The organism is Herbaspirillum autotrophicum (assembly GCF_001189915.1).
GTDB lineage: Bacteria > Pseudomonadota > Gammaproteobacteria > Burkholderiales > Burkholderiaceae_D > Herbaspirillum > Herbaspirillum autotrophicum.
The window spans coordinates 161,155-178,443 of sequence record NZ_LFLS01000004.1 but is presented as its reverse complement, the minus strand read 5'-3'; the positions used below and the strand labels follow the sequence as shown (position 1 = coordinate 178,443).

The window sequence follows — 17,289 nt, the reverse complement described above, 5'->3', positions numbered from 1 at the left end:
GAAGGCATAATGAAGGGCGCGAATTTCGCGCCCTTTTTTTACGACTCAATTACCGCAATGTCTCAGTCTTACAAGATTCCCGAATCGGTTCTGGTGGTCATTCATACGGCGGCGCTTGACGTCTTGCTGATCGAACGCGCCGACAAGGCTGGTTACTGGCAGTCGGTGACCGGTTCCCGCGACAGCCTGGATGAACCGTTCTGGCAAACCGCGCAACGTGAAGTGCAGGAAGAAACCGGCATCATTGTCAGTGATGAAATCAGTGTTCCGCCGACAGCGCCGGGCACGGTTCCATGTCATCATCTGCACGACTGGCAATTGTCGAATGTCTATGAAATCTACCCGGTGTGGCGGCATCGCTATGCACCGGGGGTAACCCGCAATACGGAGCATGTATTCGGCTTGCTGGTGCCACGCGAGATACCGATCGTGCTGGCGCCGCGTGAACATGTCCGGTATCGCTGGTTGCCATATCGCGAGGCGGCCGATCAGTGTTTCTCGCCATCCAACGCCGAAGCGATCTTGCAATTGCCGCATTACCGTTCACTATCAGGGTAGTACCCATTTTCGGAGAGCCGCACACCGCATGAAGCTACGCATCGCCACCTACAACATACACAAGGGAGTGACCTCCTTTGGCGGCCGGCCGCGCATTCATGCTCTCAAGCAAGCACTGGTGCAGTTGAATGCCGACGTCATGTTCCTGCAGGAAGTGCAGGGGCGGCACGATCTGAATGCCTTGCGGCATGCCGCGCACTGGCCGGAACAGGGGCAGCACGAATTCCTGGCCGGCGATTCGCATCATTCCGCGTATGGCATGAACGCCGTGTACGATCACGGGCACCACGGCAATGCGCTGCTGTCGCGGTTTGCCATTGCCTCGTCGCGCAATCAGGATGTCTCTGATCATGCCTACGAATCGCGCGGCATTTTGCATTGCGTGATTCAGATCGATGGCGCCGACGTGCATTGCTACGTGGTGCATCTGGGCCTGTTCGCCGGTGGCCGCCGGCGTCAGACTGCGGCATTGATTGAGGCGGTGCGGGCCTCGGCGCCGCCCGGTTCGCCGGTCATCATTGCCGGCGACTTCAATGACTGGGGCGATCAGCTCAGTGAATTTCTGCGTATCCGTCTGGGTGTGACCGAAGTCTTCGAACAACAGGTGACCTCGCGCGGCGTGCTCAGTTATCTGCGCCGTCTCGGTGGCATGTCGGCCCGAATCCAGCCGGCGCGCACTTTTCCGGCAGCCATGCCGGTGTTGCGACTGGACCGGATTTACCTGCGCGGCTTTGAGGTGGAATCAGCCCAGGTGTTGCATGGCGGGTTGTGGAGCAAGCTCTCCGACCACGCACCGATCATCAGTACCTTGCGCCTGAAATAGGAATTTACCCTCATGACAGAGTTTTCATGCGTTCGGTAAATTTCTGTGCCGACAACAATATTGTGCTGTTGCATAACGGCGCCGCTTTTTTCCCTGCATTGATTGCCGCCATTGATGCGGCGCGCGTCGAAATCTATCTCGAAACCTATATTTTCAGTCTCGACGAAACCGGCGTGCTGGTGCGCGATGCGCTGCAGCGCGCAGCGGCCAGAGGGGTCGTGGTCAGTGTCATTTCCGACTGGCTCGGCACCGGTATCAAGCATAGCCGCCTGCTCAGAACCACCTTGCATGCGGCCGGCGTCCATCACCGTTCTTTCAATCCCTGGTTCAAGCGCGGCGTGGCGCGCAGTCACCGCAAGCTGTGCGTGATTGATCGCTATGTTGCGTTCGTGGGCGGTTTGAACATCATTGACGATCTGTATTCCGACGATTCCCGTCGTACGCCCTTGCCAGCGCCGCGCTGGGATTTTGCAGTTGCCATCAGCGGTCCGCTGGTGCCAGTGATTCACGAAGAAATGCAGGATCAATGGGTGCGCATCGGGCAAATGAAATTGCGCGCACGCTGGGAAAACTTCAAGAAAATGCGTGCCTCTCGGCATTTTCAGGTCTACGGCGCTGCATTGGCCGGTCTGGTGGTGCGCGACAACTGGCGCAACCGGCGCACGATTCAGCGCGCTTATCTGCAAGCGCTCGGGCGGGCGCGGGAGAGTGCTTATCTGACCAATCCCTATTTCGCCCCCGGCCGCAAGTTGCGGCGCGCGCTGGAAGCGGCGGCGGCGCGTGGCGTGCGCGTGACCTTGTTGCTCGGGGTCGGGCAATTCATGATGCAGGACGCAGTTGCCCATTCCTTCTATCCCAAGCTGCTGGAGGCCGGGGTCCGCATCGTCGAATACGACAAGACCCAGTTGCATGCCAAGGTAGCAGTCGTGGATGATGAATGGGCGACCGTCGGTTCCAGCAACTATGATGGCCTGAGCCTGTTCGTCAATCAGGAAGCCAATGTGGTCATCAGCGATGCCGCCTTTGCCAGTTACCTGCGTACCGAAATCGAAGCCGGCATTGCCGATGGCACACCGGTCAATCTGCAAGAGTTCGCCAGTTCACCCTGGTATAAAAAGCTCTGGTACGGCACGGCCTTCCTGTTATATCGGGGCGTGATCCACATTATTACGCTGGGTAAAGATGCCTGATGTTGCCTGATGTAAGGTGTCGTTGCGATGTCATTGCCAGCTGATAGCATGGAAATATCGTCATTATTCGCTGTAACTTCCCCCTCATTGCCGATCTGCATCTGGACAAGCGGAGGTACTTGTCGTCAAATAAGCGTCGCTCAGGATGGGAAAAGAAAAAGGTAGCGCTGCAAAAGCTATCTGATTGATAAAGATAATCAATTGTCCAATATTGATAGTTTTGTTTAAAGTTCATGCAGTGCCGCCTCTGCTGGAAGCGGGATGACTAACCTAGGTTCTTAAAGGGATTTGACATGAGCAACAAATTAACTACCTCTGCCGGCGCTCCGGTTGCCGATAATCAAAACATCCAGACGGCCGGTCCGCGCGGTCCCGCCTTGTTGCAAGATGTCTGGTTCCTGGAAAAACTGGCCCACTTCGACCGCGAAGTGATTCCTGAACGGCGCATGCACGCCAAGGGCTCGGCGGCGTATGGCACTTTCACCGTCACTCACGATATCACCCGTTACACCAAGGCCAGGATATTTTCTGAAATCGGCAAGAAAACCGATTTGTTCCTGCGCTTCTCGACCGTTGCCGGCGAGCGCGGCGCAGCCGATGCCGAGCGCGATATTCGCGGTTTCGCCATCAAGTTCTATACCGAGCAGGGCAACTGGGATCTGGTGGGCAACAATACACCGGTGTTCTTCATGCGTGACCCGCACAAATTTCCTGATCTGAATCGCGCCGTCAAACGCGATCCGAAAACCAATCTGCGCAGCGCCAACAATAACTGGGATTACTGGACCCTGTTGCCGGAAGCCCTGCATCAAGTCACGGTGGTCATGAGTGATCGCGGTCTGCCGCGTTCGTATCGCCACATGCACGGTTTCGGCAGCCACACGTTCAGTTTCCTGAATGCCGACAACGAGCGCTTCTGGGTCAAGTTCGCCTTCAAGACCCAACAGGGCATCCAGAATCTGACCGATGCCGAAGCCGAAGAACTGGTGGGCCGTGATCGCGAAAGCTCGCAGCGCGACCTGTTCGACAGCATCGAGAAAAAGGACTTCCCGCGCTGGAAGCTGTTCGTGCAGATCATGCCGGAAAAAGAAGCCGGCACTTACCACCTCAATCCATTCGATCTGACGAAGGTCTGGCCGCATGGCGACTATCCGGAAATCGAAGTCGGCGTGCTGGAACTCAACCGCAATCCGGAAAACTACTTCGCCGAAGTTGAGCAGGCGGCCTTTTCGCCAGCCAACGTGGTGCCGGGTATCAGTTTCTCGCCGGACAAGATGCTGCAAGGCCGCTTGTTCTCGTATGGCGATGCGCACCGCTATCGTCTCGGCGTGAATTCGTTCCAGATTCCGGTCAATGCTGCCCGCTGCCCGGTCAATACCTCGCATCGTGACGGTGCCATGCGGGTTGATGGCAACCATGGCGGAACCCTGGGTTACGAGCCGAACAGTTATGGTCAATGGCAAGAGCAGCCGGATTTCCGCGAGCCGCCGCTGTCGATTGAAGGTGCTGCCGACCACTGGAATCACCGCGTTGACGAAGATTATTACTCGCAACCGGCAGCGCTGTTCCGTCTGATGACGCCGGCGCAGCAGCAGGTCTTGTTTGAAAATACGGCGCGCGCCATCTCCGGTGCCGCCGATGCCATCAAGCAGCGTCATATCGACAACTGCAGCAAGGCTGATCCGGCGTATGGCGCCGGTGTGGCGAAGGCGATTGCCGCACTGAAGTAGGCAATCCGGCAACATCGCGCAACACGAAAAGCCCCGCTCATGCATGTGAGCGGGGCTTTTTGCCGGTCGCTTCAGAAGGCGATTTCCTCGAAGAAAATTGACCTGCCGCAACTCTCGTTTTGCGCTCTGCGCTAGCATTTCTACGTGCAGGCAAAAGCGAAATGAAGTGATAAGATTGCAGTCCCGATTCGCGGATTACAGATTACAGAGGAGCATGTAATGGATGATGTCGTTATTGTCGCAGCACAAAGAACAGCGGTCGGTAAGTTTGGCGGCGCATTGTCGAAAATCGCAGCATCGGACCTCGGCGCACATGTCATCAAGGGCCTGCTGGCCAAAACCGGCATCAAGCCGGAACAGATCAGTGAAGTCATTCTGGGCCAGGTGCTGACTGCCGGCGTCGGCCAGAATCCCGCGCGTCAGGCCGTGATCCGTTCCGGTTTGCCGGACATGGTGCCAGCCTTCGTGGTCGGCAAGGTCTGTGGCAGCGGTCTCAAGGCAATCCATCTGGCCGCACAAGCCATCAAGTGTGGCGACGCCCAGATCGTGATCGCCGGCGGCCAGGAAAACATGAGCGCCTCGCCACACGTATTGAACCATTCGCGCGACGGCTTCCGCATGGGCGATGCCAAACTGACGGACACCATGATCGTCGACGGCCTGTGGGATGTCTACAACCAGTACCACATGGGCATCACGGCTGAGAACGTCGCCAAGAAATACGAAATTTCACGCGCCGAGCAGGACGAATTCGCGGTCGCTTCGCAAAACAAGGCAGAAGCCGCGCAAAAGGCCGGCAAGTTCAAGGATGAAATCCTGCCGTATGAAATCGTGACCAAGAAGGGCACGACCGTGGTCGACAGCGATGAATTCATCAAGCATGGCGCCACGCTCGAAGGAATGGCCGGCTTGCGTCCGGCGTTCGCCAAAGACGGCACCGTGACGGCGGGCAATGCGTCCGGCATCAACGACGGCGCTGCTGCGGTGATCGTGACGTCGGCGCGTCTGGCCAAGGAACTCGGTCTGCCGGTACTGGCCAAGATCAAGTCGTATTCGTCGGCCGGTCTCGATCCGAGCATCATGGGCATGGGTCCGGTGCCGGCGTCCCAGCTGTGCCTGCAAAAGGCCGGCTGGACTGCACAGGACCTGGACCTGATGGAAATCAACGAAGCGTTCGCCGCACAAGCCATTGCCGTCAACAAGCAAATGGGCTGGGATACGTCCAAGATCAACGTCAATGGCGGCGCGATTGCCATCGGCCATCCGATTGGCGCATCCGGCTGTCGTATTCTGGTGACGCTGCTGCATGAGATGGCGCGGCGTGATGCCAAGCGCGGTCTGGCCAGCCTGTGTATCGGCGGCGGCATGGGTGTGGCGCTGGCGGTTGAGCGCTGATACCCTGATCCTGACCGCCACCGGCGGTCAGCGATTTGCAATGCCGGCTGTCACAGCCGGCATTTTTCTTTGATAACGGTATTCATGTTCCGGCAATGCGCTTTGCCGGTGAATACAGACTCTTGGCGGCCGTGATGGCATGACGCGTGATGACTGACACCACCCGCATCGATAAATGGCTCTGGGCCGCGCGTTTCTTCAAGACGCGCTCGCTGGCAAGTGATGCTGTCGACCACGGCAAGGTCCGGCTCAACGGCGACAAGACCAAGCCCGCGCACAGCGTGCGTTGCGGCGACAGTTTGCAAATTGATAACGGCGCCACCGAATGGGAAGTCGAAGTGCGGGGCATCAGCGACAAGCGCGGCGCGGCGGCAGTGGCGCAGCAGCTCTACGCGGAAACCGCCGACAGTCTGGAACGCCGTCGCCTCAGCGCCGAGCGCAACCGGCTGGCACCGGAACCGGCCGCCAGACGCAAGGGCCGCCCCACCAAGCGCGACCGGCGTTCGCTCGACAAGGCCTCCGGCACAGATTCTTGATGCAGCGCAGGGATGCGCAATTTCTTTTATGCAATGATCCTCACCCACCGGCGCGGCGACTTCTGACACCCGCCTGACGGTGCTTTCCCGCAATTTGACCGGCTTGCGTTTTTTTGTTTGACATTTGTCGGGCAATGAATAATAGTACGACCGTTCTAATAAAAATTTCTGTGCCGTTTCAGCTGTTTCGACAGCGCATCATGCAACGGACGCAGGACATACGCTAACTTCTGAGATTGACAGCGATGATTGAGACATCCTCCGTGACAGGCAAGCGACCGAAATTCATGCGCAAGGGCGAACTGACGCGCGTGGCGATTCTCGATGTCGCATTAGAATTATCCAGCCGCGACGGCCTCGAAGGCTTGACCATCGGCTTGCTCGCGGAAAAAATGAAAATGAGCAAGTCGGGTGTGTTTGCCCATTTCGGCTCGCGCGAAGACTTGCAGATCGAGGTCGTGCGCCTCTATCACAACCGTTTCGAACAAGACGTGTTCTACCCCAGCATCAAGGAACCGCGCGGCTTGCCGCGTCTGCAAGGCATGTTTGCGCGCTGGGTCAAACTGGTGACAGTGGAAATTGCCCTCGGCTGTATCTATATCAGCGGCGCGGTTGAATATGACGACCGGCCGGGCGCCATCCGCGAACAATTGGTAGCGATGGTGCAGGCCTGGCGCGATGCGCTGCAACGCTCGATTCAGCAAGCCATGGAAATGGGCCATCTGCGCAACGACATCAATGTTGAACAAATGGTGTACGAAATCTACGGCCTGATTCTGGCGCTGCATCACGATGCCCGCTTCTTGCGCATCCCCGGCAGCGTGGAACGCGCACAAGCCAGTTTCGACCGCCTGATCGACAGCTATCGCAATCCCGATTCAACTTCCTCCGGGAAGACCGCATCAGCCAAGCATTCCATATCCCCTGCCAATAACGCAGCCTGACTATCCATCCTGCCGGAGACAAACCATGCCTCAATACATTGCCCCCTTACGCGACATGCAATTTGTGCTGCACGAATTGCTGCAAGTCGAAGACGTGCTCAAGACCTTGCCGGCGCATGCCGACACCAATCGCGAACTGATCGATCAGGTGCTGGAAGAGGGCGGCAAGTTCACTTCCCAGGTATTGTTTCCGCTGAATCATTCGGGCGACCGCGAAGGCTGCCACTACGACAAGGAAACCAAAACCGTTACGCCACCGAAGGGCTACAAGGAAGCCTACAAGCAATATGTGGAAGCTGGCTGGGCCGCACTGTCCTGTGATCCGGAATTCGGCGGCCAGGGCTTGCCATTGGTGGTCAACAATTCGTTCTACGAAATGCTGAACTCGTCGAACCAGGCATGGACCATGTATCCGGGCTTGTCGCACGGCGCTTACGAATGTATCCACGCACACGGTTCGGACGTGCAAAAAGCACTGTATCTGCCGAAACTGATTTCCGGCGCATGGACCGGCACCATGTGCCTGACCGAATCGCATTGCGGCACTGATCTCGGCCTGTTGCGCTCGAAGGCTGAGCCGCAAGCCGACGGCTCCTGCAAGATCACCGGCAGCAAGATTTTCATTTCGGCCGGTGAACATGACATGTCCGACAATATCGTGCATCTGGTGCTGGCGCGTCTGCCGGATGCGCCGCAAGGCTCCAAGGGTATTTCGTTGTTCATCGTGCCGAAATTCCTGCCCAATGCCGACGGTTCGCTCGGTGCCCGCAATCCTATCGCTTGCGGTGCAATTGAAGAGAAAATGGGTATCCATGGCAACGCCACCTGTCAGATGAATCTGGATGGCGCCACCGGTTGGCTGATCGGCGAACCGCACAAGGGCCTGAATGCGATGTTCGTGTTCATGAACGCGGCGCGTCTCGGCGTCGGCATGCAAGGACTGGGGCTGACGGAAGTGGCGTATCAAAATGCGCTGGTGTATGCCAAGGACCGCATTCAGATGCGCAGCCTGTCGGGTATCAAGGCACCGGACAAGCCGGCCGATCCGATCATCGTGCACGCCGATGTGCGCCGCATGTTGCTGACTGCCAAAGCCTATGCCGAAGGCGGCCGTGCCTTCTGTTCGTATGTGGCGCTGCAACTCGACAAGGAACTGAATCACCCGGATGAAGAAGTGCGCAAGGAAGCCGCCGATCAGGTTGCTTTGCTGACGCCGATCGTCAAGGCTTTCATCACCGACAATGCCTGGATTTCCACCTCGGAATGCCTGCAGGTATATGGCGGCCATGGCTACATCGCGGAATGGGGCATGGAGCAATATGTGCGCGATGCGCGTATCAACATGATCTATGAAGGCACCAACACGATTCAGTCGCTCGATCTGCTGGGCCGCAAGATCCTGATGGACAACGGCGCCAAGCTGAAGAAATTCGGTGCGCAAGTGCAGGCCTTCATCGAAGAGAACGGTACCGACGAAGCTTTGTCCGAATTCATCACGCCGCTGGCCGACATCGGCGACAAGGTCAGCAAGCTGACCATGGAAATCGGCATGAAGGCATTCCAGAACCCGGATGAAGTTGGTGCTGCCGCTGTGCCATACTTGCGCGTAGTCGGTCACATGGTCTATGCCTACTTCTTTGCACAAATGGCAAAGATCGCATTGGCCAAGCAAGACTCCGGCGACACTTTTTATACTGCCAAACTGGCAACAGCGCGCTTCTACTTCGCCCGCCTGCTGCCGGAAAGCGCCATGCTGATCCGTCAGGCCCGTTCCGGCTCGGCTAACCTGATGGCATTGGATGCCGATCTGTTCTGATCGCATTCGCACTACCCGGCGCGTTGCGCCGGTGTTTGCACTCATGCTGTAAAGGCGGGCGGGAAGGGTGACAGTACCGTGACACGGTATTACCTTCGCGCCGCGCTTCCCCCGATTTTGCTTTGCCATATAGAAGGAGATACGCGTGTCCAATTTCATCGTCAAAAAAGTAGCCGTGCTCGGCGCGGGCGTGATGGGGGCTCAGATTGCCGCCCACTGTATCAACGCCAAAGTGCCGGTGGTGCTGTTCGATCTGCCCGCCAAGGAAGGTCCGAAAAACGGCATCGTGCTGCGCGCCATCGAAAATCTGAAGAAACTCAGCCCGGCGCCGCTGGCCAACAAGGACGACGCCGCGCTGATCCAGGTAGCCAACTACGAAGACAACCTCGAACTGCTGGCCGGTTGCGATCTGATCATCGAAGCCATTGCCGAGCGCATGGACTGGAAACACGATCTCTACAAGAAAGTGGCGCCACACATCGCACCGAATGCGATCTTCGCCTCGAATACTTCCGGCCTGTCGATCACCGCGTTGTCGGAAGGTTTTGACGCCACGCTGAAATCGCATTTCTGCGGCGTGCACTTTTTCAACCCGCCACGCTACATGCATCTGGTGGAACTGATCCCGACGGTATCGACCAAGCCGGAAATTCTCGACCGCCTGGAAGCCTTCCTCACCACTACGCTCGGCAAAGGTGTGGTGCGCGCATTCGACACCCCCAACTTCGTCGCCAACCGCGTCGGTGTGTTCGGCATTCTGGCCACCATCATTGAAGCCGAAAAATACGGTTTGTCGGTCGATGTCGTCGATGATCTGACCGGTGCCAAGCTGGGCCGCGCCAAGTCCGGTACCTTCCGTACCGCTGACGTTGTCGGTCTGGACACCATGGGTCATGTGATCAAGACCATGCAAGACAACCTGAAGGACGATCCGTTCTTCTCCAGCTATGCCACGCCGCCGCTGCTGGCCAAGCTGGTCGAGCAGGGCGCGCTGGGACAAAAGACCGGCGCCGGTTTCTACAAGAAAGTCGGCAAGGATATTCTGCGCATTGATGCGGCCAAGGGCGACTACGTCGCCGGCGGCGGCAAGGCCGATGACATCATTGCCCGCATCCTGAAAGACAAGGATCCGGTCAAGCGCATGAAAGCGCTGCACGATTCGACCAATCCGCAAGGACAATTCCTGTGGGCGATTTTCCGGGATGCCTTCCACTACATCGCCGTGCATCTGGAGACCGTGGCCGACAATGCCCGCGATCTGGATTTCGCGATGCGCTGGGGCTTCGGCTGGAACGTCGGTCCGTTTGAAACATGGCAAGCCTCAGGCTGGCAACAGATCGCCACCTGGGTCAAGGAAGATATCGATGCCGGCAAGGCATTGTCCACCGCACCATTGCCAGCCTGGGTCTTCGACGGCCGCGAAGGCGTGCATGGCGCCACCGGTTCGTACTCGCCGAAGAAGAAAACCAATGTCGCCCGTTCTGAACTGGCGGTGTATCAACGTCAGCCGTTCCGCGCGCCGTTGTTCGGTGAAGGCGTGGCCGATGGCAAGACGGCCGGCGTTACCTTCTTCGAAGATGACTCGGTGCGTATCTGGCATCAAAACGATGATGTGCTGATTCTGTCGTTCAAGACCAAGATGCACGTCATCGGTCAAGGCGTCATCGATGGCATCAACAAGGCACTGGCCGAAGCCGAAAGCAATTTCAAGGGGCTGGTGATCTGGCATCCGGACGCCGCCGAAGGCGGGGCCTTCTCGGCCGGTGCCGATCTGCAATCGATGCTGCCGCTGTTCATGTCGGGCGGCGTCAAGGCCATCGAACCGGTGGTGCATCATCTGCAACAGGCACATCAGGCGCTCAAGTACGCCAATGTGCCGGTGGTCGCCGCAGTGGCCGGTCTGGCGCTCGGCGGTGGTTGCGAATTGTTGCTGCACACTGCCAAACGGGTGGTGGCCATCGAATCCTATATCGGTCTGGTGGAAGTCGGCGTGGGTCTAATCCCGGCCGGCGGTGGTCTGAAAGAAGCGGCAGTGCGCGCTGCCAGGGAAGCCAAGGGCAACGACATTCTGCAATTCCTGAAAGACTACTTCCTGGCCGCGGCTACCGCCAACGTCTCGAAGTCAGCACTGGAAGCACGCAAGCTCGGTTACCTGAAAGCCGACGACGTGGTGGTGTTCAATCCTTACGAATTGCTGCATGTCGCCAAGGTCGAAGCACGCGCCATGTTCGACGCCGGCTATCGTCCGCCACTGGCGCCGCAAGTACCGGTGGTTGGCCGTTACGGTGTCGCCACCATCATGGCGCAACTGGTCAACATGCGCGACGGCGGCTTCATCTCGGCGCATGACTTCAAGCTCGGCCAGATGATCGCCGAGATCGTCAGCGGTGGCGAAGTCGAAGAAGGCAGCGTCGTCAACGAACAATGGTTGCTCGATCTGGAACGCAAAGCCTTCATGGAATTGCTGAACCATCCGAAAACCCAGGAACGCATCATGGGCATGATGCAAACCGGCAAGCCCGTCCGTAATTGAGGAATAGCTGGCCAGGCTGCTGTGCATCGCACCTGGCCAACCCTTCCGACGGTGTTGAATGAATACGACGCAAAAAAATCAGTCCTAATTCAGGAGTACGAAATGACAAAACAACTTCAAGACGCCTACATCGTTGCGGCGACGCGCACCCCGATTGGCAAGGCGCCGCGCGGCATGTTCAAGAATGTGCGGCCGGACGATCTGCTGGTGCGGGCAATGCAATCGGCGCTGGCGCAAGTGCCTGGTCTCGATCCGAAACTGATCGAAGATGCGATCATCGGCTGTTCCTTCCCGGAAGGCGCACAAGGTCTCAACATGGCGCGCAATGCAGTGTTGCTGGCAGGTTTGCCGAATACCGTTGGCGGCGTCACCATCAACCGTTACTGCGCTTCCGGCATTACTGCGGTCGCCATGGCCGCCGACCGTATCCGTGTCGGTCAGGCCGATGTGATGATCGCCGGCGGTGCCGAATCGATGTCGATGGTGCCGATGATGGGTTTCCATCCATCGATCAACATGGGTGCCTTCAAGGATGAAAATATCGGCATGGCCTACGGCATGGGCTTGACGGCAGAGAACGTCGCCAAGCAATGGAAGGTGTCGCGCGAAGCACAGGATCAGTTCTCGCTGGCATCCCATCAAAAGGCAATCGCAGCGCAACTGGCGGGCGAATTCAATGAGGAAACCACCTCGGTCGATATCATTGAACGCTTCCCGAATCTGGCTACCGGCGAAATCGATCTGAAGACCCGCACGGTCAATAAAGATGAAGGTGCACGCGCCGACAGCTCGATTGAAGCGCTGACCAAACTGAAACCGGTGTTCGCCGCCAAGGGTAGTGTCACCGCCGGCAACAGCTCGCAAACCTCGGATGGCGCTGGCGTCTTGATTCTGGTCAGTGAAAAGATCCTGAAACAATTCAATCTGGTGCCATTGGCGCGTTTTGCCTCGTTTGCGGTGCGCGGTGTGCCGCCGGAAATCATGGGCATTGGCCCCAAGGAAGCAATTCCGGTTGCCTTGCGCGCAGCTGGCATCACGCAAGATCAGCTGGACTGGATCGAACTCAACGAAGCGTTTGCAGCACAGGCGCTGGCAGTGATCCAGGATCTCGGTCTGGATCCATCGAAGGTCAATCCGATGGGCGGCGCGATTGCGCTGGGTCATCCGCTTGGCGCGACCGGTGCGATTCGCGCCGCCACCACGATTCACGCGCTGCGTCGCAAGAATCTGAAGTACGGCATGGTGACCATGTGCGTCGGTACCGGAATGGGTGCCGCCGGTATTTTCGAACGCATGTAAGCCGGCACTGCGCAGCCAGTTAGCAGGCCGGAGGCCGCACTGCGACAGCCGTGCGGCTTTTTTCACATAGAGGACAGAGGGACATATGGAAATCCAGATCACCAAAGAAAATGGCGTCATGACCATTGGCTTCAACCGCGAAGAAAAGAAGAACGCGTTCACCGCCGCCATGTATCAGACCATGGCAGACGCCTTGAAACAGGCCGATATCGACAGCGAAGTGCGCGTCATCCTGTTTGTCGGCAAGCCGCAGATCTTTACCGCCGGTAACGATCTTGAAGATTTTCTGAAGAATCCGCCAAGCGGCAAAGAAGCACCGGTATTCCAGTTCCTGTGGCAGATCAGTCATTGCAGCAAGCCGCTGATCGCGGCGGTTGCCGGCGCCGCAGTCGGTGTCGGCACCACCATGCTGATGCACTGTGAAATGGTATACGCCGCCGACAATGCCAAATTCTCGATGCCGTTCACGCAACTGGGTTTGTGCCCCGAAGCCGCATCGTCGCTGCTGCTGCCAAACATCGTCGGCTATCAGCGCGCCGCTGAAAAACTGTTGCTCGGCGAAGCCTTTGGCGTCGACGAAGCGCACGACATGGGTTTGGTCAACAAGATATTGCCGGCCGACGAACTGCTGGCCTACGCCCAAAAGCAGGCCGCCAAACTGGCCGCCCTGCCTGCGGCATCCGTGCGCCTCACCAAACAGTTGATGAAGAAAAATCGCGTGGCCGCAGTGGAATCGCAAATGGCGCTGGAGATTCAACACTTCGCCGCCATGCTGACGGCACCGGAAGCCAAGGAAGCGTTTACGGCCTTCTTTGAAAAGCGGAAGCCGGATTTCAGCAAGTTTGGCTGAAGGTGATATTCAAGAGTACGTTGTTGTTACTTCAACGCTAATTTTGCGTTGGTGTTGCTGATGCGGGGCAGCGCGTTTTTCCAATGAAGATTTGATTCTCAGTCTAGATCTGGATTCCAAATGGCAGATACTGCAAGGTGTCCCACGTCATTTCTGACTGGATGTAGATGACGGGCCTCTGATATCAAAGAATGGAATAGAGTGCTTCCTAATTTTTCTTCCAATAAACCCTGATTCGCGTGTACGTATGCGTATACGCGAAACTGCATGTTCAAGCTTGGATCAAGGTTGAAAACTTCTTTGATTCTAAATTTAGCGGTATGTAGTGCCAGGCATAGTGGATCGTATTGAGCCAATATTTTTGGGGCGAGAAGCCTCATCCAGTGAGTAAATAGAAAACGTGTGCCCGGCACTGAAATGCGTGCAAGTTCGTTGGCAAGAAGCAATGGAGATTGGGCATGTTGTATGCAGTCCAGCGCAGATATTGCGGTTACCGAGCCGTTGTCGAATGGGAGCTGACAAAAGTCAGAAACAACAAAATCACAATCGATATGGGCCTTTTTTTTCGCAATACTTATTGCTTTTTCTGAGATGTCGCAGCCAGTGATTTTGCGGCCACATAGACGATGTAACCAAACGCTTAGAGATCCGTCGCCACAGCCAAGGTCAATGCATGTACCGTCGGGTGCGCTCTCGATTCTTTTAGCAAGCCAGCGCAGACCTTGCATTCCGACGAAAGAATACTGAGTAGAATCGGGGGGGTAATCATTTCCCATCGCTTGAGCAAGTATCTGTTGAAACAATATAGATCGTTCTATTGCATCGTAGACATCATCGTGAGCTCGAGCTTTATCTTGAATCTGGAGTGCCCCTGTTTTTTTCCTTGTTACAGTTTGCATGTGACACCTCCACCTATACAGGCGTCAATACCGCCCGTCAGATGAAGTACCCTTATCCCATCCATTCGGCTTCGCAGGTAGAGAGCAGCCTTGGCCGAACGCATACCTGATTTGCAGTAAATGACAATATCGCGGTCACGAGGCAGACTCATTACATGTTGATGTAGCGTCGCCAATGGAATATGTTGGCCTCCAATAGACGAGGCCTTTCGTTCGTGAAATTCGCGTACATCAATCAATGTGGGCGGTACGGCAGATGCCATGCGTTCAAGCAGTTCACTGTAGATGATGTCATCAGTTTGCTCTTGTATAACCTTTGCATGATTACGTTTGACAAGGGTCAATTTTCGAGTTGTCGCACTGAGCGCATCAAATATCAGCAGAAAGCCTGATAATGTTTCGCCCAATCCAGTTATTACCTTAATGGCCTCGTTGGCCTGAAGCGTGCCAATGATGCCGGGCAACACACCAATGACGCCAGCGTCGCCACAGTTTTGGGCTAGTGCAGACGGAGGTGCTTCTGGATGGATATCTCTGTAGGATAGTCCTTGTGCGTAATTGGCAGTCGGATAGTGAAATACCGATACGCGTCCTTCGAACTGGAATATGGAGCCATAAACTAGCGGAACACCAGCAACATCTGCCGCATCGTTGATGGCATATTTGGCGTCAAAGTTATCTGTGCAGTCGATGATTACGTCAAAGCGAGGCACTAATTCCAGTAGTAATTGAGTATTCACATATTGGCAAATTGCCTCAATGTGAATATATGGATTAATCGCTTGTAATCGCTCAGCAGCAATAGTGGCCTTCTTTCTCCCAATACACGAAGTGTCGAATAACACTTGTCGATGCAGATTTGTTGGGGATACCTCATCCCCATCGCATAACGTGATCGTACCAATGCCGGCACCAGCCAAGTAGAGCGCAACGGGACAACCGAGGCCACCCACTCCCGCGATTAATACTTTGGCAGAGCGCAGTTTTTGTTGCGTTTGTTCGTTGAATCCGGGCAGCCGAAAGTGACGAGCATAATAGACAGATTCCGAGAGATGGATGTTCATGACGATTAGCCTCCGGCAACAGCCATCATGATGACCACTCGACTATTTTCTCGGACCGGTTGCATACCATGACCTATTTCATGGATCTGATGTTCATCCAGAAATAAGCCGACAAATTGGCGAATGGCCCCGGTAGAATCAAAAATTTGCGAGCGCACCATGGGGGCTATTTCATCAATTTGTTCAAATACCTCTTTTAGATTTGATGCAGTGATTTCGAAACATGTTTGCGCCGGAACTAAACTACTTAGCTGAGAAGGTAATTCGATATGGGCCATGTGGGTCTCTTTCAGGACGATAAAAAACGATGACACGATGTGGCAATGAAAATCCCGTTTGATGTTAATTTTCCGCTTGGCTCAATAAGCTTCAGGCACCCGTCGGCATAGTTTTCAAGGTAGATCAGGCGCATGTTATCTTCAATAGTATTGCAACCTGAAGCTACTTTTTCTCGGTAATAACGCACAGCAGAAACAGCAAACGTCAGGGCGTACATTACTTGAGTGATTTCTTTTCCTGATGTCCCGGATGGCAGAACGTGGATCGGTTCGCTACGTTCTGCAAGTGGTGCAATTTCGGTGATCATTCCAATCCAAGTATGCGAAACCTCGTGAATAATATATTCCGCGAGCCGAGGGCTATTCAGGCTATTTTTACCTAAATAGATGTGCTGAGGAATGAGCGGGTTGCTTGAACTGAATATGTCACCGACGAGGCGACGCCAGCATAGTGGGATGGAGAAAATCGACTGCCACTTGGGCACAAGCGAGACAACTTCCTTGCATGTGCTAAGAATTTTTTCCATATCCGATTTATTCATCTCTACCGAGTCAAGCTCGGTTACCGGCTGCGTATATGCATTGTGATAGCAAGCCCGAGCCAATTCAGGTTGAAGATAGGCTGCGAGTGATTGTTTTTCATTATCCAAACGTTGGCGTATAGCACAGGCGAGCGTCGCTAAAGTAGATATTTTTACCTCGTCGTCGATCATCGGAAGCCCGCCTAATTCGGCCACAAGACAATAACTCATTTTCGCGCTCCCTCGGTCCAAGGGTGTTCGATCACAAAAGATATCAGGTCAGCCTGCTTCAAGCGATATGGAGTGAAATCATGTGTGGCCGCAAGGAGAGCATCAAGGAGTTTTTTATCTGTGCAAACTGCTTTGAGTTCCACGCAGAAATTGGCGATAGTACGATCTCCATACCATCTTTGCTTGAGTGAGTAGAGAATAGTATTTGCTTGTGTATCTGTTAGCAATCCATTCTTCTGTGCGTGCGTGCAGAACTCCCGCAGATGCAACATGGGCTCTGAGAGTGGTACATATGGCGCTTCTGCACTGTGAACTAATGCGACCTCGTCATCAGAAAAATTTCGATCGCGGCAGAACCTTCCTGCCACCTCTCCCCACGGAATCATTCCCATGTGAAACATTTCGCTTGCGCGAATTGCTCCCATGGAGCACAAGCCGTAAATGTCCCAACCAGTTTCAAGTGCATCTCTTAATTCAACATGCCCCACCGATGGATAGGAATGAAATGTCCCATCGGCCAATCCGATGACACCGGGTTTATCATGCTGGAATAAAAGTTGTTCAATGTCGCCACGGCGAACGGGAGGACGCCAGGTAATGTTGTCCATTATTGCAGGGCTCA

Annotated in this window: 16 protein-coding genes; 11 read left to right on the top strand and 5 right to left on the bottom strand. The window is 55.5% G+C overall.

Features of this window, described 5'->3' with window-relative positions:
• Positions 1–57 precede the first annotated feature (57 nt).
• The 11 genes from nudB (at position 58) to AKL27_RS04620 (ending at position 13,674) form a co-directional block, all read left to right on the top strand.
• Complete coding sequence (gene nudB, locus AKL27_RS04670; RefSeq protein ID WP_050461727.1) at positions 58–558, top strand: dihydroneopterin triphosphate diphosphatase; 501 nt, start codon at positions 58–60, stop codon at positions 556–558.
• A gap of 28 nt (positions 559–586) precedes the next feature.
• Entirely contained in the window at positions 587–1,381 is a 795-nt protein-coding gene (locus tag AKL27_RS04665) for an endonuclease/exonuclease/phosphatase family protein (RefSeq protein WP_050461618.1), read from the top strand.
• A gap of 26 nt (positions 1,382–1,407) precedes the next feature.
• Positions 1,408–2,571: a phospholipase D-like domain-containing protein gene (locus AKL27_RS04660; protein WP_050461617.1), complete on the top strand. Its 1,164-nt coding sequence runs from the start codon at positions 1,408–1,410 to the stop codon at positions 2,569–2,571.
• A 293-nt stretch (positions 2,572–2,864) separates the two neighbouring features.
• Entirely contained in the window at positions 2,865–4,301 is a 1,437-nt protein-coding gene (locus AKL27_RS04655; RefSeq protein WP_050461616.1) for a catalase, read from the top strand.
• Between the two features lie 219 nt (positions 4,302–4,520).
• Complete coding sequence (locus tag AKL27_RS04650; RefSeq protein WP_050461615.1) at positions 4,521–5,696, top strand: acetyl-CoA C-acetyltransferase; 1,176 nt, start codon at positions 4,521–4,523, stop codon at positions 5,694–5,696.
• 149 nt (positions 5,697–5,845) lie between these two features.
• Positions 5,846–6,232 carry an RNA-binding S4 domain-containing protein gene (locus AKL27_RS04645; RefSeq protein ID WP_050461614.1) on the top strand — a complete coding sequence of 129 codons (387 nt, stop codon included), beginning with the start codon at positions 5,846–5,848 and terminating at the stop codon, positions 6,230–6,232.
• 245 nt (positions 6,233–6,477) lie between these two features.
• Entirely contained in the window at positions 6,478–7,176 is a 699-nt protein-coding gene (locus tag AKL27_RS04640) for a TetR/AcrR family transcriptional regulator (protein WP_050461613.1), read from the top strand.
• Positions 7,177–7,201: 25 nt separating this feature from the next.
• Positions 7,202–8,992 carry an acyl-CoA dehydrogenase C-terminal domain-containing protein gene (locus tag AKL27_RS04635; RefSeq protein WP_050461612.1) on the top strand — a complete coding sequence of 597 codons (1,791 nt, stop codon included), beginning with the start codon at positions 7,202–7,204 and terminating at the stop codon, positions 8,990–8,992.
• A 145-nt stretch (positions 8,993–9,137) separates the two neighbouring features.
• Positions 9,138–11,525, top strand: coding sequence for a 3-hydroxyacyl-CoA dehydrogenase/enoyl-CoA hydratase family protein (locus tag AKL27_RS04630; RefSeq protein WP_050461611.1), 2,388 nt, complete (start codon positions 9,138–9,140; stop codon positions 11,523–11,525).
• Positions 11,526–11,627: 102 nt separating this feature from the next.
• Positions 11,628–12,824 (top strand): acetyl-CoA C-acyltransferase, encoded by a 1,197-nt coding sequence (locus tag AKL27_RS04625; protein ID WP_050461610.1) that lies wholly within the window; start codon positions 11,628–11,630, stop codon positions 12,822–12,824.
• An 85-nt stretch (positions 12,825–12,909) separates the two neighbouring features.
• Complete coding sequence (locus AKL27_RS04620; protein ID WP_050461609.1) at positions 12,910–13,674, top strand: enoyl-CoA hydratase; 765 nt, start codon at positions 12,910–12,912, stop codon at positions 13,672–13,674.
• Positions 13,675–13,772: 98 nt separating this feature from the next.
• Here AKL27_RS04620 and AKL27_RS27025 read toward each other — a convergent pair whose 3' ends face one another.
• The 5 genes from AKL27_RS27025 to AKL27_RS04605 are packed head-to-tail and all read right to left on the bottom strand — an operon-like array spanning position 13,773 to position 17,275.
• On the bottom strand, positions 13,773–14,573 hold the full coding sequence (locus tag AKL27_RS27025) for a class I SAM-dependent methyltransferase (RefSeq protein ID WP_083438874.1): 801 nt from the start codon (positions 14,571–14,573) through the stop codon (positions 13,773–13,775).
• Positions 14,561–15,637, bottom strand: coding sequence for a HesA/MoeB/ThiF family protein (locus AKL27_RS04615; RefSeq protein ID WP_050461608.1), 1,077 nt, complete (start codon positions 15,635–15,637; stop codon positions 14,561–14,563). The genes AKL27_RS27025 and AKL27_RS04615 overlap by 13 nt, the downstream gene beginning before the upstream one ends.
• A 5-nt stretch (positions 15,638–15,642) precedes the next feature.
• Positions 15,643–15,915 carry a MoaD/ThiS family protein gene (locus AKL27_RS27555; protein ID WP_157056798.1) on the bottom strand — a complete coding sequence of 91 codons (273 nt, stop codon included), beginning with the start codon at positions 15,913–15,915 and terminating at the stop codon, positions 15,643–15,645.
• Positions 15,916–15,926: 11 nt separating this feature from the next.
• Positions 15,927–16,667 carry a hypothetical protein gene (locus AKL27_RS04610; protein ID WP_050461607.1) on the bottom strand — a complete coding sequence of 247 codons (741 nt, stop codon included), beginning with the start codon at positions 16,665–16,667 and terminating at the stop codon, positions 15,927–15,929.
• Positions 16,664–17,275, bottom strand: a complete 612-nt coding sequence (locus AKL27_RS04605) for a TfuA-like protein (protein WP_198155887.1) — start codon at positions 17,273–17,275, stop codon at positions 16,664–16,666. The genes AKL27_RS04610 and AKL27_RS04605 overlap by 4 nt, the downstream gene beginning before the upstream one ends.
• Positions 17,276–17,289 lie beyond the last annotated feature (14 nt).